At 39.8% G+C, this 15,458-nt stretch carries 20 protein-coding genes; 18 read left to right on the plus strand and 2 right to left on the minus strand.

The window, feature by feature from the left end:
- Positions 1-124 precede the first annotated feature (124 nt).
- The gene (gene rluC / locus JEP71_RS15445) at positions 125-1,078 is read left to right on the plus strand and encodes a 23S rRNA pseudouridine(955/2504/2580) synthase RluC (RefSeq protein WP_099076193.1); all 954 of its coding nucleotides are present in this window, start codon (positions 125-127) and stop codon (positions 1,076-1,078) included.
- Positions 1,079-1,182: 104 nt separating this feature from the next.
- Here rluC and JEP71_RS15450 read toward each other — a convergent pair whose 3' ends face one another.
- A complete protein-coding gene (locus tag JEP71_RS15450) occupies positions 1,183-1,584 on the minus strand; it encodes a hypothetical protein (protein ID WP_198620649.1) in 402 nt (133 codons plus the stop codon).
- A 46-nt stretch (positions 1,585-1,630) separates the two neighbouring features.
- A complete protein-coding gene (locus JEP71_RS15455) occupies positions 1,631-2,230 on the minus strand; it encodes a Maf family protein (protein WP_196533125.1) in 600 nt (199 codons plus the stop codon).
- A gap of 141 nt (positions 2,231-2,371) precedes the next feature.
- Between JEP71_RS15455 and yceD the strand changes: the two genes are divergently transcribed.
- The 17 genes from yceD (at position 2,372) to JEP71_RS15540 (ending at position 15,433) form a co-directional block, all read left to right on the plus strand.
- Positions 2,372-2,905 (plus strand): 23S rRNA accumulation protein YceD, encoded by a 534-nt coding sequence (gene yceD / locus JEP71_RS15460; RefSeq protein WP_023582576.1) that lies wholly within the window; start codon positions 2,372-2,374, stop codon positions 2,903-2,905.
- A 5-nt stretch (positions 2,906-2,910) separates the two neighbouring features.
- On the plus strand, positions 2,911-3,081 hold the full coding sequence (rpmF, locus tag JEP71_RS15465; protein WP_006537252.1) for a 50S ribosomal protein L32: 171 nt from the start codon (positions 2,911-2,913) through the stop codon (positions 3,079-3,081).
- A gap of 24 nt (positions 3,082-3,105) precedes the next feature.
- Positions 3,106-4,143 carry a phosphate acyltransferase PlsX gene (gene plsX, locus JEP71_RS15470; RefSeq protein ID WP_088493193.1) on the plus strand — a complete coding sequence of 346 codons (1,038 nt, stop codon included), beginning with the start codon at positions 3,106-3,108 and terminating at the stop codon, positions 4,141-4,143.
- Between the two features lie 4 nt (positions 4,144-4,147).
- Positions 4,148-5,101 (plus strand): beta-ketoacyl-ACP synthase III, encoded by a 954-nt coding sequence (locus JEP71_RS15475; RefSeq protein WP_198620648.1) that lies wholly within the window; start codon positions 4,148-4,150, stop codon positions 5,099-5,101.
- Positions 5,102-5,120: 19 nt separating this feature from the next.
- Positions 5,121-6,053 carry an ACP S-malonyltransferase gene (gene fabD / locus JEP71_RS15480; protein WP_151434798.1) on the plus strand — a complete coding sequence of 311 codons (933 nt, stop codon included), beginning with the start codon at positions 5,121-5,123 and terminating at the stop codon, positions 6,051-6,053.
- 8 nt (positions 6,054-6,061) lie between these two features.
- Positions 6,062-6,796 carry a 3-oxoacyl-ACP reductase FabG gene (gene fabG, locus JEP71_RS15485; protein WP_196533127.1) on the plus strand — a complete coding sequence of 245 codons (735 nt, stop codon included), beginning with the start codon at positions 6,062-6,064 and terminating at the stop codon, positions 6,794-6,796.
- Between the two features lie 157 nt (positions 6,797-6,953).
- A complete protein-coding gene (gene acpP / locus JEP71_RS15490; protein WP_004247087.1) occupies positions 6,954-7,190 on the plus strand; it encodes an acyl carrier protein in 237 nt (78 codons plus the stop codon).
- Positions 7,191-7,264: 74 nt separating this feature from the next.
- Positions 7,265-8,506, plus strand: a complete 1,242-nt coding sequence (gene fabF, locus JEP71_RS15495) for a beta-ketoacyl-ACP synthase II (protein ID WP_099076186.1) — start codon at positions 7,265-7,267, stop codon at positions 8,504-8,506.
- A gap of 133 nt (positions 8,507-8,639) precedes the next feature.
- Positions 8,640-9,467 (plus strand): aminodeoxychorismate lyase, encoded by an 828-nt coding sequence (gene pabC, locus JEP71_RS15500; RefSeq protein ID WP_198620647.1) that lies wholly within the window; start codon positions 8,640-8,642, stop codon positions 9,465-9,467.
- Between the two features lie 17 nt (positions 9,468-9,484).
- Complete coding sequence (mltG, locus tag JEP71_RS15505; protein WP_198620646.1) at positions 9,485-10,507, plus strand: endolytic transglycosylase MltG; 1,023 nt, start codon at positions 9,485-9,487, stop codon at positions 10,505-10,507.
- Positions 10,508-10,509: 2 nt separating this feature from the next.
- A complete protein-coding gene (gene tmk, locus JEP71_RS15510) occupies positions 10,510-11,157 on the plus strand; it encodes a dTMP kinase (RefSeq protein WP_109372884.1) in 648 nt (215 codons plus the stop codon).
- Positions 11,154-12,137, plus strand: coding sequence for a DNA polymerase III subunit delta' (gene holB, locus JEP71_RS15515; RefSeq protein WP_198620645.1), 984 nt, complete (start codon positions 11,154-11,156; stop codon positions 12,135-12,137). Before tmk ends, holB begins: the two co-directional genes overlap by 4 nt.
- Before the next feature lie 200 nt (positions 12,138-12,337).
- The gene (locus tag JEP71_RS15520; protein WP_196533132.1) at positions 12,338-13,123 is read left to right on the plus strand and encodes a metal-dependent hydrolase; all 786 of its coding nucleotides are present in this window, start codon (positions 12,338-12,340) and stop codon (positions 13,121-13,123) included.
- 42 nt (positions 13,124-13,165) lie between these two features.
- Positions 13,166-13,516 carry a purine nucleoside phosphoramidase gene (gene hinT, locus JEP71_RS15525; RefSeq protein WP_036913377.1) on the plus strand — a complete coding sequence of 117 codons (351 nt, stop codon included), beginning with the start codon at positions 13,166-13,168 and terminating at the stop codon, positions 13,514-13,516.
- 39 nt (positions 13,517-13,555) lie between these two features.
- Positions 13,556-13,957 (plus strand): YcfL family protein, encoded by a 402-nt coding sequence (locus tag JEP71_RS15530; protein WP_109372888.1) that lies wholly within the window; start codon positions 13,556-13,558, stop codon positions 13,955-13,957.
- Positions 13,958-13,974: 17 nt separating this feature from the next.
- Positions 13,975-14,556 carry a penicillin-binding protein activator LpoB gene (locus JEP71_RS15535; RefSeq protein ID WP_198626533.1) on the plus strand — a complete coding sequence of 194 codons (582 nt, stop codon included), beginning with the start codon at positions 13,975-13,977 and terminating at the stop codon, positions 14,554-14,556.
- A complete protein-coding gene (locus tag JEP71_RS15540) occupies positions 14,549-15,433 on the plus strand; it encodes a phosphotransferase (RefSeq protein WP_198620644.1) in 885 nt (294 codons plus the stop codon). The genes JEP71_RS15535 and JEP71_RS15540 overlap by 8 nt, the downstream gene beginning before the upstream one ends.
- Positions 15,434-15,458 lie beyond the last annotated feature (25 nt).

Below are 15,458 nucleotides of genomic sequence, written 5' to 3' on the forward strand. Positions count from 1 at the left end.
GATTAGCTAATGTTTCGTCTTTTTCCCATTATTCAGGTTAAAATAGACGACAGATTTGATGTTATTTTGTACACCACAAAGTTGTTTGTTATTTTTATTTTAAGAGAGCCAAAGAATCGCCACTATGAAATCATTTAATCAAGTTCAGTTCGTCACCATTGATGGCGATGAAGCAGGCCAGCGTATCGATAATTTTTTACTGGCACGCTTAAAAGGTGTACCAAAAAGTATGATTTACCGAATTATCCGTAAAGGGGAAGTTCGAGTTAACAAAGGGCGAATTAAACCTGAATACAAACTCAATGCGGGTGACAGCATCCGTATACCTCCTGTGCGAGTATCGGAAAAAGAAGAAGTCGCGGTATCACCAAAGCTTGATAAAGTCGCTGCATTGTCAAATTGTATTTTATATGAAGACGACCATTTAATGCTCATCAATAAACCTTCTGGTACGGCTGTACATGGGGGAAGTGGGTTAAGTTTTGGTGTGATTGAAGGTTTACGTGCATTGCGCCCAGAAGCGCGTTTTTTAGAGCTTGTACATCGTCTTGATAGAGATACATCGGGTGTTTTACTAATTGCAAAAAAACGTTCAGCATTACGTGCTTTGCATGAGCAATTACGCTTAAAACAGATGCAAAAAGATTATTTAGCCTTAGTGCGTGGTCAATGGCAATCTCACACTAAAGTTGTTCAGGCACCGTTGTTGAAAAATATTCTTCAAAGTGGTGAGCGAGTGGTTAAAGTAAGCAATGAAGGAAAGCCTTCTGAAACGCGTTTTAAAGTGGAAGAGCGCTTTGAATTTGCCACATTAGTGAAAGCAAGCCCTGTGACAGGAAGAACACACCAAATTCGTGTGCATACATTACATGCAGGTCATCCTATTGCATTTGATGATCGTTATGGTGATCGTGATTTTGATTCACAATTGGTAGGAACTAAACTTAATCGCCTATTTTTACATGCTAGTTCTTTGACATTTACTCATCCTTCAACGGGTGAACAAATGCGAATTGAAGCGCCAATGGATAATCAGTTACGCCATTGTTTGCAAGTATTACGTAGTCAAAAATCTTAAGTCGAAAATTTTTATTTCAACAGAAAATCCGAATACTCAATACGCCCAGTTTGTTGGGCGTATTGCTTTTCTTAAACCACTAAGAAAGTGAGTGGAAAATAGAATTAACCTTCCACTTTTGTCATGCATTGCTCAACAATTTTATCAATATCCCACTCTTTAGGCAGTGATATTGAACCGTTTTTGCGCATTTCCATATCTACACGGATAAATTCGTTAATTCCGTAATTTTTAATAATGCCGTCGTAAGTACATTCACACACTTCGGCAATTTGAGGAATTAGCGCATCATCAGTAATGCCCGAACCTAATATGCAGCTACTGACGAAATTCTTTTTAAATAAGGATTTGCTGTCATCTTTTTTGTCTGAAATCACACCGTCTTGGATAGTATTTGTCGTGTTAGTTGCTTTTGTTGTTGAAATTTCAGTGTCTTTTTCATCAGAACAACCCACTAATGCTGTTGCCATCACTAAAGCTGTTAAGACTGATGCTAATTTATTCATAATACGCTTTATCGCTACATAAGATTAAAAAATAAGATGACCAGATTCATTTGTGATCATCAGAGAAAAATAATGGGTTTATTCTTTGCGAGAGTAACATTTTATTCAATCGGATAAGTGGTAAACCAATTAAAGAATTTGGATCATCGCCGACAAGTTTATCAAATAGAGTGATGCCTAGTCCCTCAGATTTAAAACTTCCAGCACAATTGAAAGGCATTTCTTTATTTAAATAACTGATAATTTCTTCATCAGTTAAATGACGAAAGTAAACTTGAAATAATTCACAATGAGTTTGATGTTCTAACGTTAGACTATTATATACAGTTAATCCGGTGTAAAACGAGACACATTGTCCTGAAGCTTGTTTTAATTGTGCAAAGGCATTATCAAAATTATGGGGTTTTCCCGTGATCTTTTTATTCAGTACACAAACTTGATCAGAGCCAATTATAAGGTGATGTGGAAATTTTGCTTGTAAAGCGCTGGCTTTTTCATAGGATAAGCGACTGACAAGATCTTGAGCGTACTCTGTGGGCATCGGGGTTTCGTCAATCTCTGGAGATGCCTGTATAAAGGGCATTCCAAGCTTTTTCAGCAACTGAGCTCGAAAGGGTGAAGTAGACGCAAGGACGAGTGGCAACATATTTTTTTTAAAATCCGTAGCAAAATGATGCCTGACATTCTAAACTATGCGCCGCTGATAAAGCGAATTTTGGTGGAAAGGTGTAGATAACCCGCCTTTTTCTTTGACTATATTCCATTACAAAGATAATATGCGCGCCTTATGCAAAAGGTAAAATTACCCCTGACCATTGATGCGCTGCGAGCAGCTCAAAAGAATTTAGACTATGACGGTCATTATTCTCCAGAGCAAGTAAGCCGCTTAGCTGAATCGGTGGTCAGTGTGGACAGTAATATTGATGTGGCTTTATCATTTGATATTGACCATCAACGTCTTGCCGTGATTAAAGGACATTCCGATGTGGATGTGACTTTAGAATGTCAACGTTGTGGTGGCCATTTTCCGTATCATGTTCACGCAACATATTGTTTTAGCCCTGTTGTCAGTGATGAACGGGCCGAGACATTACCGGAAGAATATGAACCAGTTTATGTAAACGAATTTGGTGAAATAGATTTGCTGGCAATGATTGAAGATGAAATAATCCTCAACTTGCCGGTGGTTCCGGTACATGATTTTGAACACTGTGAAGTGTCCGACGCGGATATGGTGTTTGGTGAACTCCCTGAAGAATTATCAGAGAAGCCAAATCCATTTGCCGTATTAGCCAGTTTAAAGAAAAGTACTAAGGAGTAAGGTCAATGGCCGTACAACAAAACAAACCAACTCGTTCTAAACGCGGTATGCGTCGCTCTCATGACGCGCTGACAGTAACTCAAGTTTCTGTTGACAAAACTTCTGGTGAAACTCACCTGCGTCACCATGTAACTGCTGACGGTTACTACCGTGGCCGCAAGGTTATCAACAAGTAATTAGCTTTATAGCTCGTTGATACCTTGACAAATCTAACCATAGCGTTAGATGCGATGGGCGGGGACTTCGGTCCTCGCATCACAGTGCCTGCTTGTTTGCGGGCGCTGGCATCTAATCCTCATTTAAAAATATTGCTGGTAGGTCAACCAGACTCTATATCTCCTCTGCTTGCAAATCAAAATGCTGAGCTAATCTCCCGTTTACAAGTTATACCCGCAGAACATATTGTCGCCAATGATGCCAAACCTTCACAAGCTATTAGAGCAAGTAAAGGTACATCAATGCGAGTGGCACTTGATCTCGTGAAAACAGGGGAAGCACAGGCTTGTGTAAGTGCAGGGAATACTGGCGTATTAATGGGATTAGCAAAACTTCGACTTAATGCGATTGATGGAATTGAACGTCCTGCACTGGTTTCGGTATTACCTAATCAGAAAAAAGGCAAGACGGTTGTTCTTGATTTAGGCGCTAACGTTAACTGTGATAGCAAAATGCTGGTGCAGTTTGCGGTAATGGGCGCAGTTATGGCCGAAGAGATAGCAGAGATTGATTCACCGAAAGTGGCGCTTTTAAATATTGGTGAAGAAGAGAGCAAAGGATTAGATAATATCCGCGAAGCTGCTACGGTATTAAAATCGACACCGAATATTAATTATATTGGTTATGTTGAAGGTAATGAATTACTGACAGGCAAAACTGATGTATTGGTGTGTGACGGCTTCGCAGGTAATGTCTCCCTTAAAACGATGGAAGGGGTTATTAGAGTTTTCCTTTCATTGATTAAATCTTCTACTACCGAAAATAAAAAAACGTCGTGGTGGATGAAAATATTGAAGAAGTGGTTACAAAAGCGGCTAATTAAGCGTTTTGGACATATGAACCCCGACCAGTATAACGGTGCTTCTCTGTTAGGATTACGCGGTATCGTCATTAAAAGCCATGGTGGCGCAAATGAAAGCGCGTTTACAGCAGCAATAGAACAGGCTGTTCATGCCGTTGAGCGAAAAATTCCAGAGCGAATTGCTTCACGACTGACAACAGTATTACCCAAGAGCGATTGATAGAATGTATACAAAAATCTTAGGTACTGGTAGTTACTTGCCTGTACAAGTGCGAACTAATGCCGATTTAGAAAAAATGGTTGAAACATCTGACGAGTGGATTGTTACCAGAACGGGTATCCATGAACGTCGAATTGCAGCAGAAGAAGAAACTGTTGCCGTGATGGGTGCGGGTGCTGGCGAAAAAGCATTAGAAATGTCAGGTATTGATAAGCAAGACATTGGATTGATTATTGTTGCAACTACATCTGGCTCTCATGCATTTCCAAGTGCGGCTTGCCAAATTCAAAATGCATTAGGTATTAGTGATTGTATTGCTTTTGATGTTGCGGCTGCATGTTCAGGTTTTGTTTATGCATTAAGTATTGCGGATCAATTTATTAAAGCGGGCACTGTTAAAAAAGCACTGGTTATTGGTGCTGACAGATTATCTCACGCTTTAGATCCAGAAGATCGTGGCACGATTATCCTATTTGGTGATGCGGCAGGTGCTGTGGTTGTTGGCGCATCAGAAGAAGAAGGCATTATCTCTACCCATTTACATTCTGATGGCCGTTTTGGTGATCTATTAGCACTACCTTATCAGAGTAGAGAAAATGACGATTTACCTGCTTACGTGACTATGGCAGGAAATGAAGTTTTTAAAGTCGCAGTTCGTGAGCTTGCCCACATTGTGGATGAGACACTTGAAGCTAACAAAATTGATAAATCTGAACTGGACTGGCTTGTGCCTCATCAGGCAAATTTAAGAATTATTTCAGCGACAGCGAAAAAGCTGGATATGACAATGGATAAAGTAGTGGTGACATTAGATCGCCACGGCAATACGTCAGCAGCATCAGTCCCAACAGCATTAGATGAAGCTGTAAGAGATAATCGCATTCAACGTGGTCAGTTAATCTTACTGGAAGCGTTTGGTGGCGGTTTTACTTGGGGTTCTGCACTTATCCGTTTTTAATATTATCAGGAAAATAAACATGACTGATTTTGCAATGGTTTTTCCCGGACAGGGATCACAATCTGTTGGAATGCTTGCAGAACTTGCAGAGCAATATCCAATAGTGACTGAAACATTTGCTCAAGCATCTGATGTATTGGGTTACTCTCTTTGGGACTTAGTTCAGAATGGACCAGAAGAAGAGCTAAACAAAACATGGAAAACACAGCCAGCATTATTAGCAGCTTCTGTTGCTATCTGGCGTGTATGGCAAGAAAAACAAGGCAAAATGCCACAAATGATGGCAGGTCACAGTCTTGGCGAGTATTCTGCTTTAGTGTGTGCGGGAGTTATTGATTTCGCTGCGGCAATTAAATTAGTAGAATTACGTGGTCAACTGATGCAAGAAGCCGTACCTGCGGGTACGGGGGCAATGTATGCGATTATCGGCTTAGATAATGACGCTATTGCAAAAGCCTGTGAAGAAGCAGCGCAAGGACAAGTTGTCTCACCTGTAAACTTTAACTCACCGGGTCAAGTTGTTATTGCGGGTAACAAAGAAGCCGTAGAACGTGCTGGTGTGTTATGTAAAGAAGCGGGTGCTAAACGTGCTTTACCACTAGCAGTAAGCGTGCCTTCTCACTGTGCTTTAATGAAACCGGCTGCTGATAAGCTAGCGGTTGCATTACAAGAAATCGAATTTAAACAACCTGAAATTCAGGTCGTTAATAACGTTGATGTGATAGCACAAACTGATGCAAATGCAATCCGTGATGCATTAGTTCGCCAGCTTTATAATCCAGTTCGCTGGACTGAAACGGTTGAACTTATTGCTGAAAAAGGTATCACACAATTATTAGAAATCGGGCCAGGAAAAGTATTAACTGGCTTAACAAAACGTATTTCTAAAGAAATGAACGCTGCAGCAGTTAATGATATTGCATCATTAGATGTTGCATTAGGAAATGACTGAGGGATCTCATGGGATTTGACGGAAAAATAGCGCTAGTTACTGGTGCAAGCCGTGGTATTGGCCGTGCGATTGCAGAAGATTTAGTTGCACGCGGTGCGACAGTAATTGGTACAGCAACGAGTGAAAACGGTGCGAAAGCTATCAGCGAATATTTAAACGGTAAGGGTAAGGGTTTTGTGTTAAATGTCACAGAAAACGACTCTATCGAAAAATTTTTAGCCGATGTGCGCGCTGAATTTGGCGAAATTGATATTTTGGTCAATAATGCAGGTATTACTCGTGATAACCTGTTGATGCGCATGAAAGATGATGAGTGGCAAGATATCATTGACACTAATCTTTCATCAGTCTTCCGTCTGTCTAAAGCAGTTATGCGTGCTATGATGAAAAAACGTTATGGTCGTATAATTACGATTGGTTCTGTTGTTGGAACCATGGGTAACGCAGGACAGGCAAACTACGCGGCGGCGAAAGCGGGTGTGATTGGTTTTAGTAAATCATTAGCACGCGAAGTTGCTTCCCGTGGCATTACGGTGAATGTTGTTGCTCCAGGTTTTATCGAAACTGATATGACTAGAGCATTAACAGACGACCAAAGAGCAGGTATTTTATCTCAAGTCCCTGCTAACCGTTTAGGTGATGCCAAAGAGATTGCCAGTGCTGTAGCTTTCTTAGCTTCTGATGAAGCAAGCTATATCACGGGTGAAACATTGCATGTCAATGGTGGCATGTACATGATCTAATTATGGGGACGTCTTTATATTTGCTTTTTGCGTACAATATAATGCAAAATATAGCAAATAAAGTAGTCCACACAGTCGGGATTGGTTAGATCTTTTCCTGTATTTATAAACTAAGAAAATCATCGCGCAAGCGAGTTTTGATAGGAAATTTAATAGTATGAGCACTATCGACGAACGCGTTAAGAAAATCATTGTTGAACAACTGGGTGTTAAAGAGGAAGAAGTTGTAAATTCAGCTTCATTTGTTGATGACTTAGGCGCTGATTCTCTTGACACAGTTGAGCTGGTAATGGCTCTGGAAGAAGAATTCGATATCGAAATCCCAGACGAAGAAGCAGAAAAAATTACTACAGTTCAAGCTGCTATTGATTACGTTGAAAACGCAGGTAAATAAGCTTGCTAATCTAGGCGGTCACTCGACCGCCTATATTTTTAATCCTAAACTTTTTCCCTCCTTGGAGGATAAGCGTGTCTAAGCGTCGTGTAGTTGTGACCGGACTAGGCATGTTATCTCCTGTCGGTAATAACGCAGAAGCTTCTTGGGAAGCAGTGTGTGCCGGACAGAGTGGTATCGGCCTTATCGAAGATTTTGACACCAGTCATCATGCGACTAAATTCGCTGGATTGGTAAAAGATTTCAATCACGAAGATTATAATCTTTCGCGTAAAGACGCGCGTAAGATGGATCTTTTCATTCAATATGGTATTGCAGCAGGTGTGCAGGCCATTGCGGATTCAGGTCTTGAAGTAACAGAAGCCAATGCAAGTCGTATCGGAGCTGCTATTGGTTCTGGTATTGGTGGCTTAGGCCTTATCGAAGAAAACCATACATCTATGATGAATGGTGGTCCTCGTAAAATTAGCCCATTCTTTGTACCTTCAACCATCATTAACATGGTTGCAGGGCATTTAAGCATTATGTATGGTCTTCGTGGCCCTACAATCTCTATTGCAACAGCGTGTACTTCAGGTGTTCATAATATTGGACATGCTGCTCGTATTATTGCTTATGGTGATGCAGATGCAATGCTGGCAGGTGGTGCCGAAAAAGCAACCACACCATTAGGTTTGGGTGGCTTTGGTGCTGTTCGTGCATTATCAACACGTAACGATAATCCTCAAGCGGCTAGTCGCCCATGGGATAAAGATCGTGATGGTTTTGTATTAGGTGATGGTGCGGGTGTTCTTGTTCTTGAAGAGTACGAACACGCTAAAAACCGTGGCGCTAAAATTTATGCTGAAGTGGTTGGTTTTGGTATGAGCAGTGATGCTTATCACATGACTTCACCGGCAGAAAATGGCGAAGGCGGTGCGCTGGCTATGACAAATGCACTGAAAGATGCGGGTATTGCCTCATCAGAAGTGGGTTATATCAACGCACACGGTACATCAACAAATGCAGGCGATGTTGCTGAAGCACAAGCAGTGGAAAACGTATTTGGCAAAGGCACTGATGTATTAGTTAGCTCAACAAAATCTATGACAGGTCACTTATTAGGTGCTGCGGGTGCAATTGAGTCTATCTTTACAATCCTTTCGTTACGTGACCAAATTGTACCTCCAACAATAAACCTAGATAATCAAGACGAAAACTGCCATCTTGATTTCGTTCCACATAAAGCACGTAAAGTTGAGAACATGGAATATGCTCTGTGTAACTCATTCGGCTTTGGTGGTACTAACGGTTCAATTCTCTTTAAGCGCGTATAACCCGTTTTTTGTAGAAAACTGAAAAATACCTAAAGGCCCAGGATTATTCTGGGTCTTTTATTTTGTCCTTTTACTGCCAGTTGTTTTATCATGTACAGATTGATATCAATAACATAGATGTAGGGTGTGTTAGATGTATTGGGTAAATGGACAACAGCAACAAAATGTCGATGCAAGCGACCGCGCAATACAGTTTGGTGATGGTTGTTTTACTACGCTTGCCGTTGAGTATGGCAACCCTATTTTGTTACCTGCCCACATCAATCGCTTAAAACAAGGTTGTGATGCGCTTTTTCTACCACATCCAAATTGGTCTGACTTAGAAAGGCACATTATAGATATTGCCTCAGACACTCAAACGAAAGGTGTTATTAAGGTTATCATTAGTCGTGGCTATGGTGGACGAGGATATTCCTCCAATGGATTTATAACGCCGACAGTAATAATATCACTATCATCTTATCCTACCCATTATCTCCACCAGCAAAGTGAAGGTGTATCGCTTGGTATAAGTCCTGTTACCTTAGGGCAAAATCCTTTGTTGGCAGGGATAAAACATCTCAATCGCTTAGAACAAGTCCTTATCAAATATCATTTAGAAAAAACAGAATTTGATGATGTTTTAGTGTGTGATAATGAAGGATATTTAGTTGAAGCTAATGCAGCAAATCTTTTTTGGCGCAAAGGAAATAGGCTTTTTACACCAAATCTGACTAATTCAGGGGTAAATGGCATTATGCGTCAATCCATTTTTCAATTAGCTCAAAAAAATTATTGGGAAATTGATATTGTGAGAGAAAAACCTGAAACACTTTATCAAGCTGATGAAATATGGTTAACAAATGCGTTGATGCCAGTGATCCCCGTTTCACAAATCACTTTTTCAGATGATAAGTGCTATCAATATCCTAGTAGGGATTATTATCATGTTGTTTTACAACACAGTTTGTCACTTAAATAGAATTTAATGAGTTATAAATGAAGATAAAAAAAATAGTATGGATAGTTTTTTTTGCCTTATTAATTAGCCTTGGTGCAATGGCGTTGTATGTGATGCAGCATATTCGAGGCTTAGAAGAAAATGTTATTGTAAAACAAGATGAAATGTTACTTACTGTTCCAGCAGGAACGGGGCGTGTTGCCATGGAGCAACTGCTAATAAAAAATAATCTGCTTAATGAAGGAGATTATTTCCAAATTTTGCTAAAAGCAAAGCCAGAGCTAAGCCAATTTAAAGCGGGGACTTATCGCTTAACAAAGGGTATGACGTTACGTGATGTTTTACTGCTTATCAAAAGTGGTAAAGAGGCACAGTTTACAATCCGTTTTATTGAAGGAAGCCGTTTAAAAGATTGGCAATCTATTTTTGAGCAAGCGCCTCAACTAACAACTGTTGCACATACTCTGGACGCTGATAAATTACGCCAAGAAATAGGAATAAAACCTGAAATTACTAATCTAGAAGGTTGGTTCGCGCCAGATACATACCATTACACTGCGGGTACGACCGATGTCGCAATTTTAAAGCGTGCCTACCAACAAATGGAAAAAACATTAGAAGAAGAGTGGATTAAACGCGATAGTGACTTACCGTATAAATCGGCTTATGAAATGCTTATCATGGCATCAATTATTGAAAAAGAGACGGGTATTGATGCTGAAAGAACAAAGGTTGCGTCTGTTTTTGTCAATCGATTAAAAACTAATATGCGATTACAGACTGATCCAACAGTCATCTATGGTTTAGGTGATAAATATAGAGGCACGATTTACCGTAGTGATTTAAATGGCTATACACCTTATAACACGTATCAAATTGATGGCTTACCACCAACACCAATAGCAATGCCTGGTGTTGCTTCAATTAGAGCTGCTGCACATCCAGCGGATACACGTTATCTCTATTTTGTTGCGGATGGAACGGGTGGTCATAAATTTTCAACCACACTCAATGAACACAATAAGGCCGTCGCGCAATACCGACGCTTACAACAAAGATAATTATGAACAACAGCAAATTTATTGTAATTGAAGGATTAGAAGGCGCTGGAAAAACCAGCGCAATTCAAACGGTTATTGATACATTAAAAGAACAAGGTATCACCAATCTGGCTTTTACCCGTGAACCGGGTGGCACACCGCTTGCTGAAAAACTACGTGAACTCATCAAGCAAGGTATTGATGGCGAAAAAGTGACAGATAAAGCAGAGCTCTTAATGCTATATGCAGCGCGTGTTCAGCTTGTTGAGAACGTGATAAAACCTGCGCTTGCAGAAGGTAAATGGGTGATTGGGGATAGACACGATCTCTCTTCACAAGCTTATCAAGGTGGTGGACGCGGCTTAGATAAAGATCTTATGTTGTCACTTCGTAATACGGTTCTTGGTGATTTTCGCCCTGATTTAACCTTATATCTTGATTTAGATCCGGCTATTGGTCTTGCCAGAGCGCGTGCTAGAGGCGAATTAGACCGAATTGAAAAAGAATCAATGGATTTCTTTTATCGTACTCGTGAACGTTATCAGGCCTTAGCCAAAGGTGATGACTCTATTATCACAATAGATGCATCTCAAGCTATTGAAAAAGTACAAGCAGATATCCGTCAAACATTAACAACGTGGCTAGTTCAGCAGGAAAATAAATCACTATGAATTGGTATCCTTGGCTAAATCAGGCATATCGACAACTTATTAGCATGTATCAAGAAGGGCGAGGTCATCATGCTTTGCTTTTACATGCGATAGAAGGCATGGGAGGAGAAGCACTCTCTTATGGGTTAAGTCGTTGGTTAATGTGCCAGAATAAACAGGGATTAAAAAGTTGTAATGAATGCCATAGCTGTCGATTGATGCTTGCTGAAACACATCCTGATTGGCATGTTTTGCAGAGTGAAAAGGGTAAGTCCTCGATTGGTATTGAAGCAGTAAGAAAAGTGACTGAAAAGCTGGAGCATCATGCTCAGCAAAGTGGTTTTAGAGTTGTTTGGATAAAAGACGTTGAAGCATTAACTGAAGCGGCAGCCAATGCATTGCTTAAAACGTTAGAAGAGCCGCCTAAAAACACCTATTTTTTACTGAATTGTCAGCAACCAGAGGTTTTATTAGCGACATTGCGTAGCCGTTGTTTTTATTACCATTTGGCAACGCCAGATATCCAACACGCAACGCACTGGTTACAGCAACAATTACCAAACATACCTTATGCAAATAGTGTGACAGCATTAAATTTATCTCAGAATGCCCCCGTTTTAGCGCTTTCATTATTGAAAGATGAGTGGAAAGAAAGAGAGGCTTTTTGCCAAGCTTTATATGCAAGCATCCAACAACGTGATTTATATGCATTTTTACCACAATTAAATCAAGATAATGCAGAACGCCGCTTGTATTGGTTATTATCACTACTGCTTGATGCATTAAAATACCAAACCAATGCACAAGTGTATTGTGTGAATCAAGACCAGCAAGCATTGATTATGGCGTTATCACAATGGCCTTCGGATATTTTATTATCCACTATTGATGGATGGAAACAGTGTCGCTATCAGTTAATGACTATTCCAGCCTTAAATAAAGAATTATTACTGGCAGAGCAACTGCTAGATTGGGAAAATCAGCTAGCCACAAAAAATTAATTAGCTATATATTAATTATGATTTAGCTGTAATAAAAAACACCTATATTCTAAATCATTCGAGTTGTAGGTAGGGGGCAAGCAAAGATATCCCGATGAGCATACTCATGTGTGTGATTCGGGTAGCTGAGCGTAGCCAACACCCCTGCAACTTGAAGGATGACGAGTATATAAGTCGTACCAGATAAATGAGAGTAAGTTATGTTTTTAGTTGATTCACACTGCCATCTCGACTGCTTAGATTATGAAAAATTACATGAAAATATTGATGATGTTGTCGAAAAAGCACAGCAGCGTGATGTTCAATATATGTTAGCAGTGGCAACCACATTACCGGGCTTTAAGAGTATGCGTGAGCTAATCGGTAAACGTGACAATATCGCCTTTTCTTGTGGGATCCATCCTTTAAATTTAGATGAAGGTCATGATATTGAAGAATTAGCACGTTTAGCCGCTGCCCCTGATGTTGTGGCTTTAGGTGAAACAGGGCTAGATTACTATTACCAACAAGAAAATGCGGCTTTACAGCGTGAAATTTTCCGTGAGCATATTCGTATTGGACGCCAAGTTAATAAACCCGTTATTGTGCATACACGCAGTGCTCGAGAAGATACTTTATCCATTTTAAAAGAAGAGAAAGTTCAAGATTGTGGCGGTGTTCTGCATTGCTTTACTGAAGATAAAGAAACTGCAACAGCATTACTTGATCTTGGAATGTATATTTCTTTTTCTGGCATCGTAACATTTAGAAATGCTGAACAAATTAGAGAAGCTGCTCGCATTGTTCCTCTTGATAGAATTTTAGTTGAAACAGACTCCCCTTATTTAGCGCCAGTTCCTCATCGCGGAAAAGAAAACCAACCAGCTTATGTCCGTGATGTTGCAGAATATATGGCTGTCTTAAAAGGCGTCAGTGTTGAAGAGTTAGCGCAACAAACAACACGCAATTTTGCTAAGCTCTTTCATATTCAAAACTTACCTGCTTAATAGAATTAATCAGGAATTAAAATAAATAATAAGGTGATGGAAATGGCAGAAGAAACAATTTTCAGTAAAATTATTCGTGGTGAAATCCCAGCCAATATCGTTTTTCAAGATGATACTGTGACTGCATTTCGTGATATTTCACCTCAAGCACCCACTCATATTTTAATTATTCCTAATAAACTTATTCCTACTGTAAATGATGTTACTGCGGAAGATGAGCAAGTATTAGGACACCTTTTTGTAGTTGCGGCAAAAATTGCACAACAAGAAGGCATTGCTGAAGACGGTTACCGCTTAGTGATGAACTGTAATAAACATGGTGGACAAGAAGTTTTCCATATTCATATGCATTTGCTTGGCGGAAAACCATTAGGGCCATTATTAAGCCAGTAATGGATGTGATGCTAACAGCAGGATAACAGGAAGTAATACATGATAAGACAAGGTAAGGCCATTTGTTCATTACTTATCGCTGTATTTATGACGACATTGCTTTCAGGATGTTTATCATCTCATTCAGATAATAAACTCTATTTCAATCGTCAGCAGGCTATTATTATGGAGCCTTCGGTATTAGTTGTAGGCGTTGTTGCTGGCCAGCCAACCATTGAACACCATGCTAATGGCACAAAAGCGACAGTCATGTTATCAAATACACAATCTTACCCTGTTTCTATTCGCTATCGTTTTTATTGGTATAACGAACAAGGACTTGAAGTTTCTCCTGCTGGGAATGTAAATGATGTGACTATTCTTGGTGATGGTGATGCCGAAATTAGTGGTGATATACCAGATAAAACCATTAGTTATGTCAGAGTTTATCTCTTTACTTAGGATAAGGTAACACGAGCATGAAAAGAGTTCTATTTGTGGCGATGTCTGTATTTTTATTAGCGGGTTGTCCATCTATGTTGCCACAACAACCGCCTGTACCTGTGGAGCCTGTGACACCTACAGAGCCAGTAGAGCCACCTAAACCGATAGAGCCACCAATTGAAGTTGTGCCAACGCCACCTAAAATCACGAGTATTAATTGGAATGTTGCTGTCACTCCTTTAATTAGAGAAATGGCGGTTACTGGTGATTTAGAGGCAGGTAAGCTTATCGTTGTTGATAATGTTAAAAATAATTCGGGTGGAAACATCCAAGCGGTAAATGCAACCAATACGATTATCGAATCAGTTAATAGTATTAGTGCGTTACAAACCGTGCCTTACACGCAAATGATGTCAGCACGAAAAGCCCTTGGTTTATCTGGTGAAGATAGCCTAGGTCTTCGTAGTGCAGCGATTGGCTTGGCCCGCTATTTGAAAGCTGATTATATTTTATTCTCAACCGTTGATGGTAAAAAAGATAACCGTGTGATCAGTATGCAGTTAATGTCGGTTTCTTCTGGTGAAATTCTTTGGAACGGGCGCCATAAGGTTGAGTGATCTGCATTACTCAAGTTTGCTTAATGCCTTGCAAGCGCTTTTCCCTGCAACGGCATTAAGCAAATGGAAAATCACAGCATTAGAAGGCGCTGGCGGTGGTGCTTTTCGCGTGCAATGTGCAGATATTGACTGGGTTGCTCGCTATTATGGCGATGAAAAAAAAGCGCTTTATGTACATGGAAGAAAAGAATACGCCATTTTAAAACAGCTATCAGGATCTAATTTATCACCTAAAGTTGCCACACGTTATAAAGAGTGGTTTTTTCTTTATTGGTTACAGGGCGAGCATCTTACTCACCAATCACTTTTTAGTACTTATTTAAAACCGTTGGCTGAAAAAATAGCCATACTTCATCAACACACACCGTTAGGTTTTCCTCTTAACCTAAATCATGAATTATTAATTTATTGGCAGAGTATTGATAGAAAACGTTTATCTGCTAAATGGTTACGCTTACAACAACATTTTTTACGCCAACCGCGATGCAATTTCATAAAATACGCGCCTGCTCACATGGATTTACATGTTGAGAATATTCTTCTTAGTGATTCGGGTATAAAATTTATTGATTGGGAATATGCGGCCGATATTGATACAGCGGATTCATTGATGACGTTCTTTGCAACAAACCAACTCAATGAAGCGCAACAAAATACGTTTTTGGATTATTATTATTCGTATCATTGTCATTATGCTCAATCCAAAGAGACGGATGTTTATTCTGTGAAGGAATTGAGAAAGCGTATTCTATCAAGAGAGCCATTCATTTTTTATATGATGCTAATGTGGTATGAAGTCCGTTGGCAACAAACAAAAGATGGATCATTTTTAATAATGTCTGAACCTTTACGTCGCTATTTCAGTCTGACGAATTAAAGACATTATCTTGTCACAATTACAA

Origin of the sequence: Proteus sp. PR00224, assembly GCF_016238105.1 — a bacterium.
Classification (GTDB): Bacteria; Pseudomonadota; Gammaproteobacteria; order Enterobacterales; family Enterobacteriaceae; genus Proteus.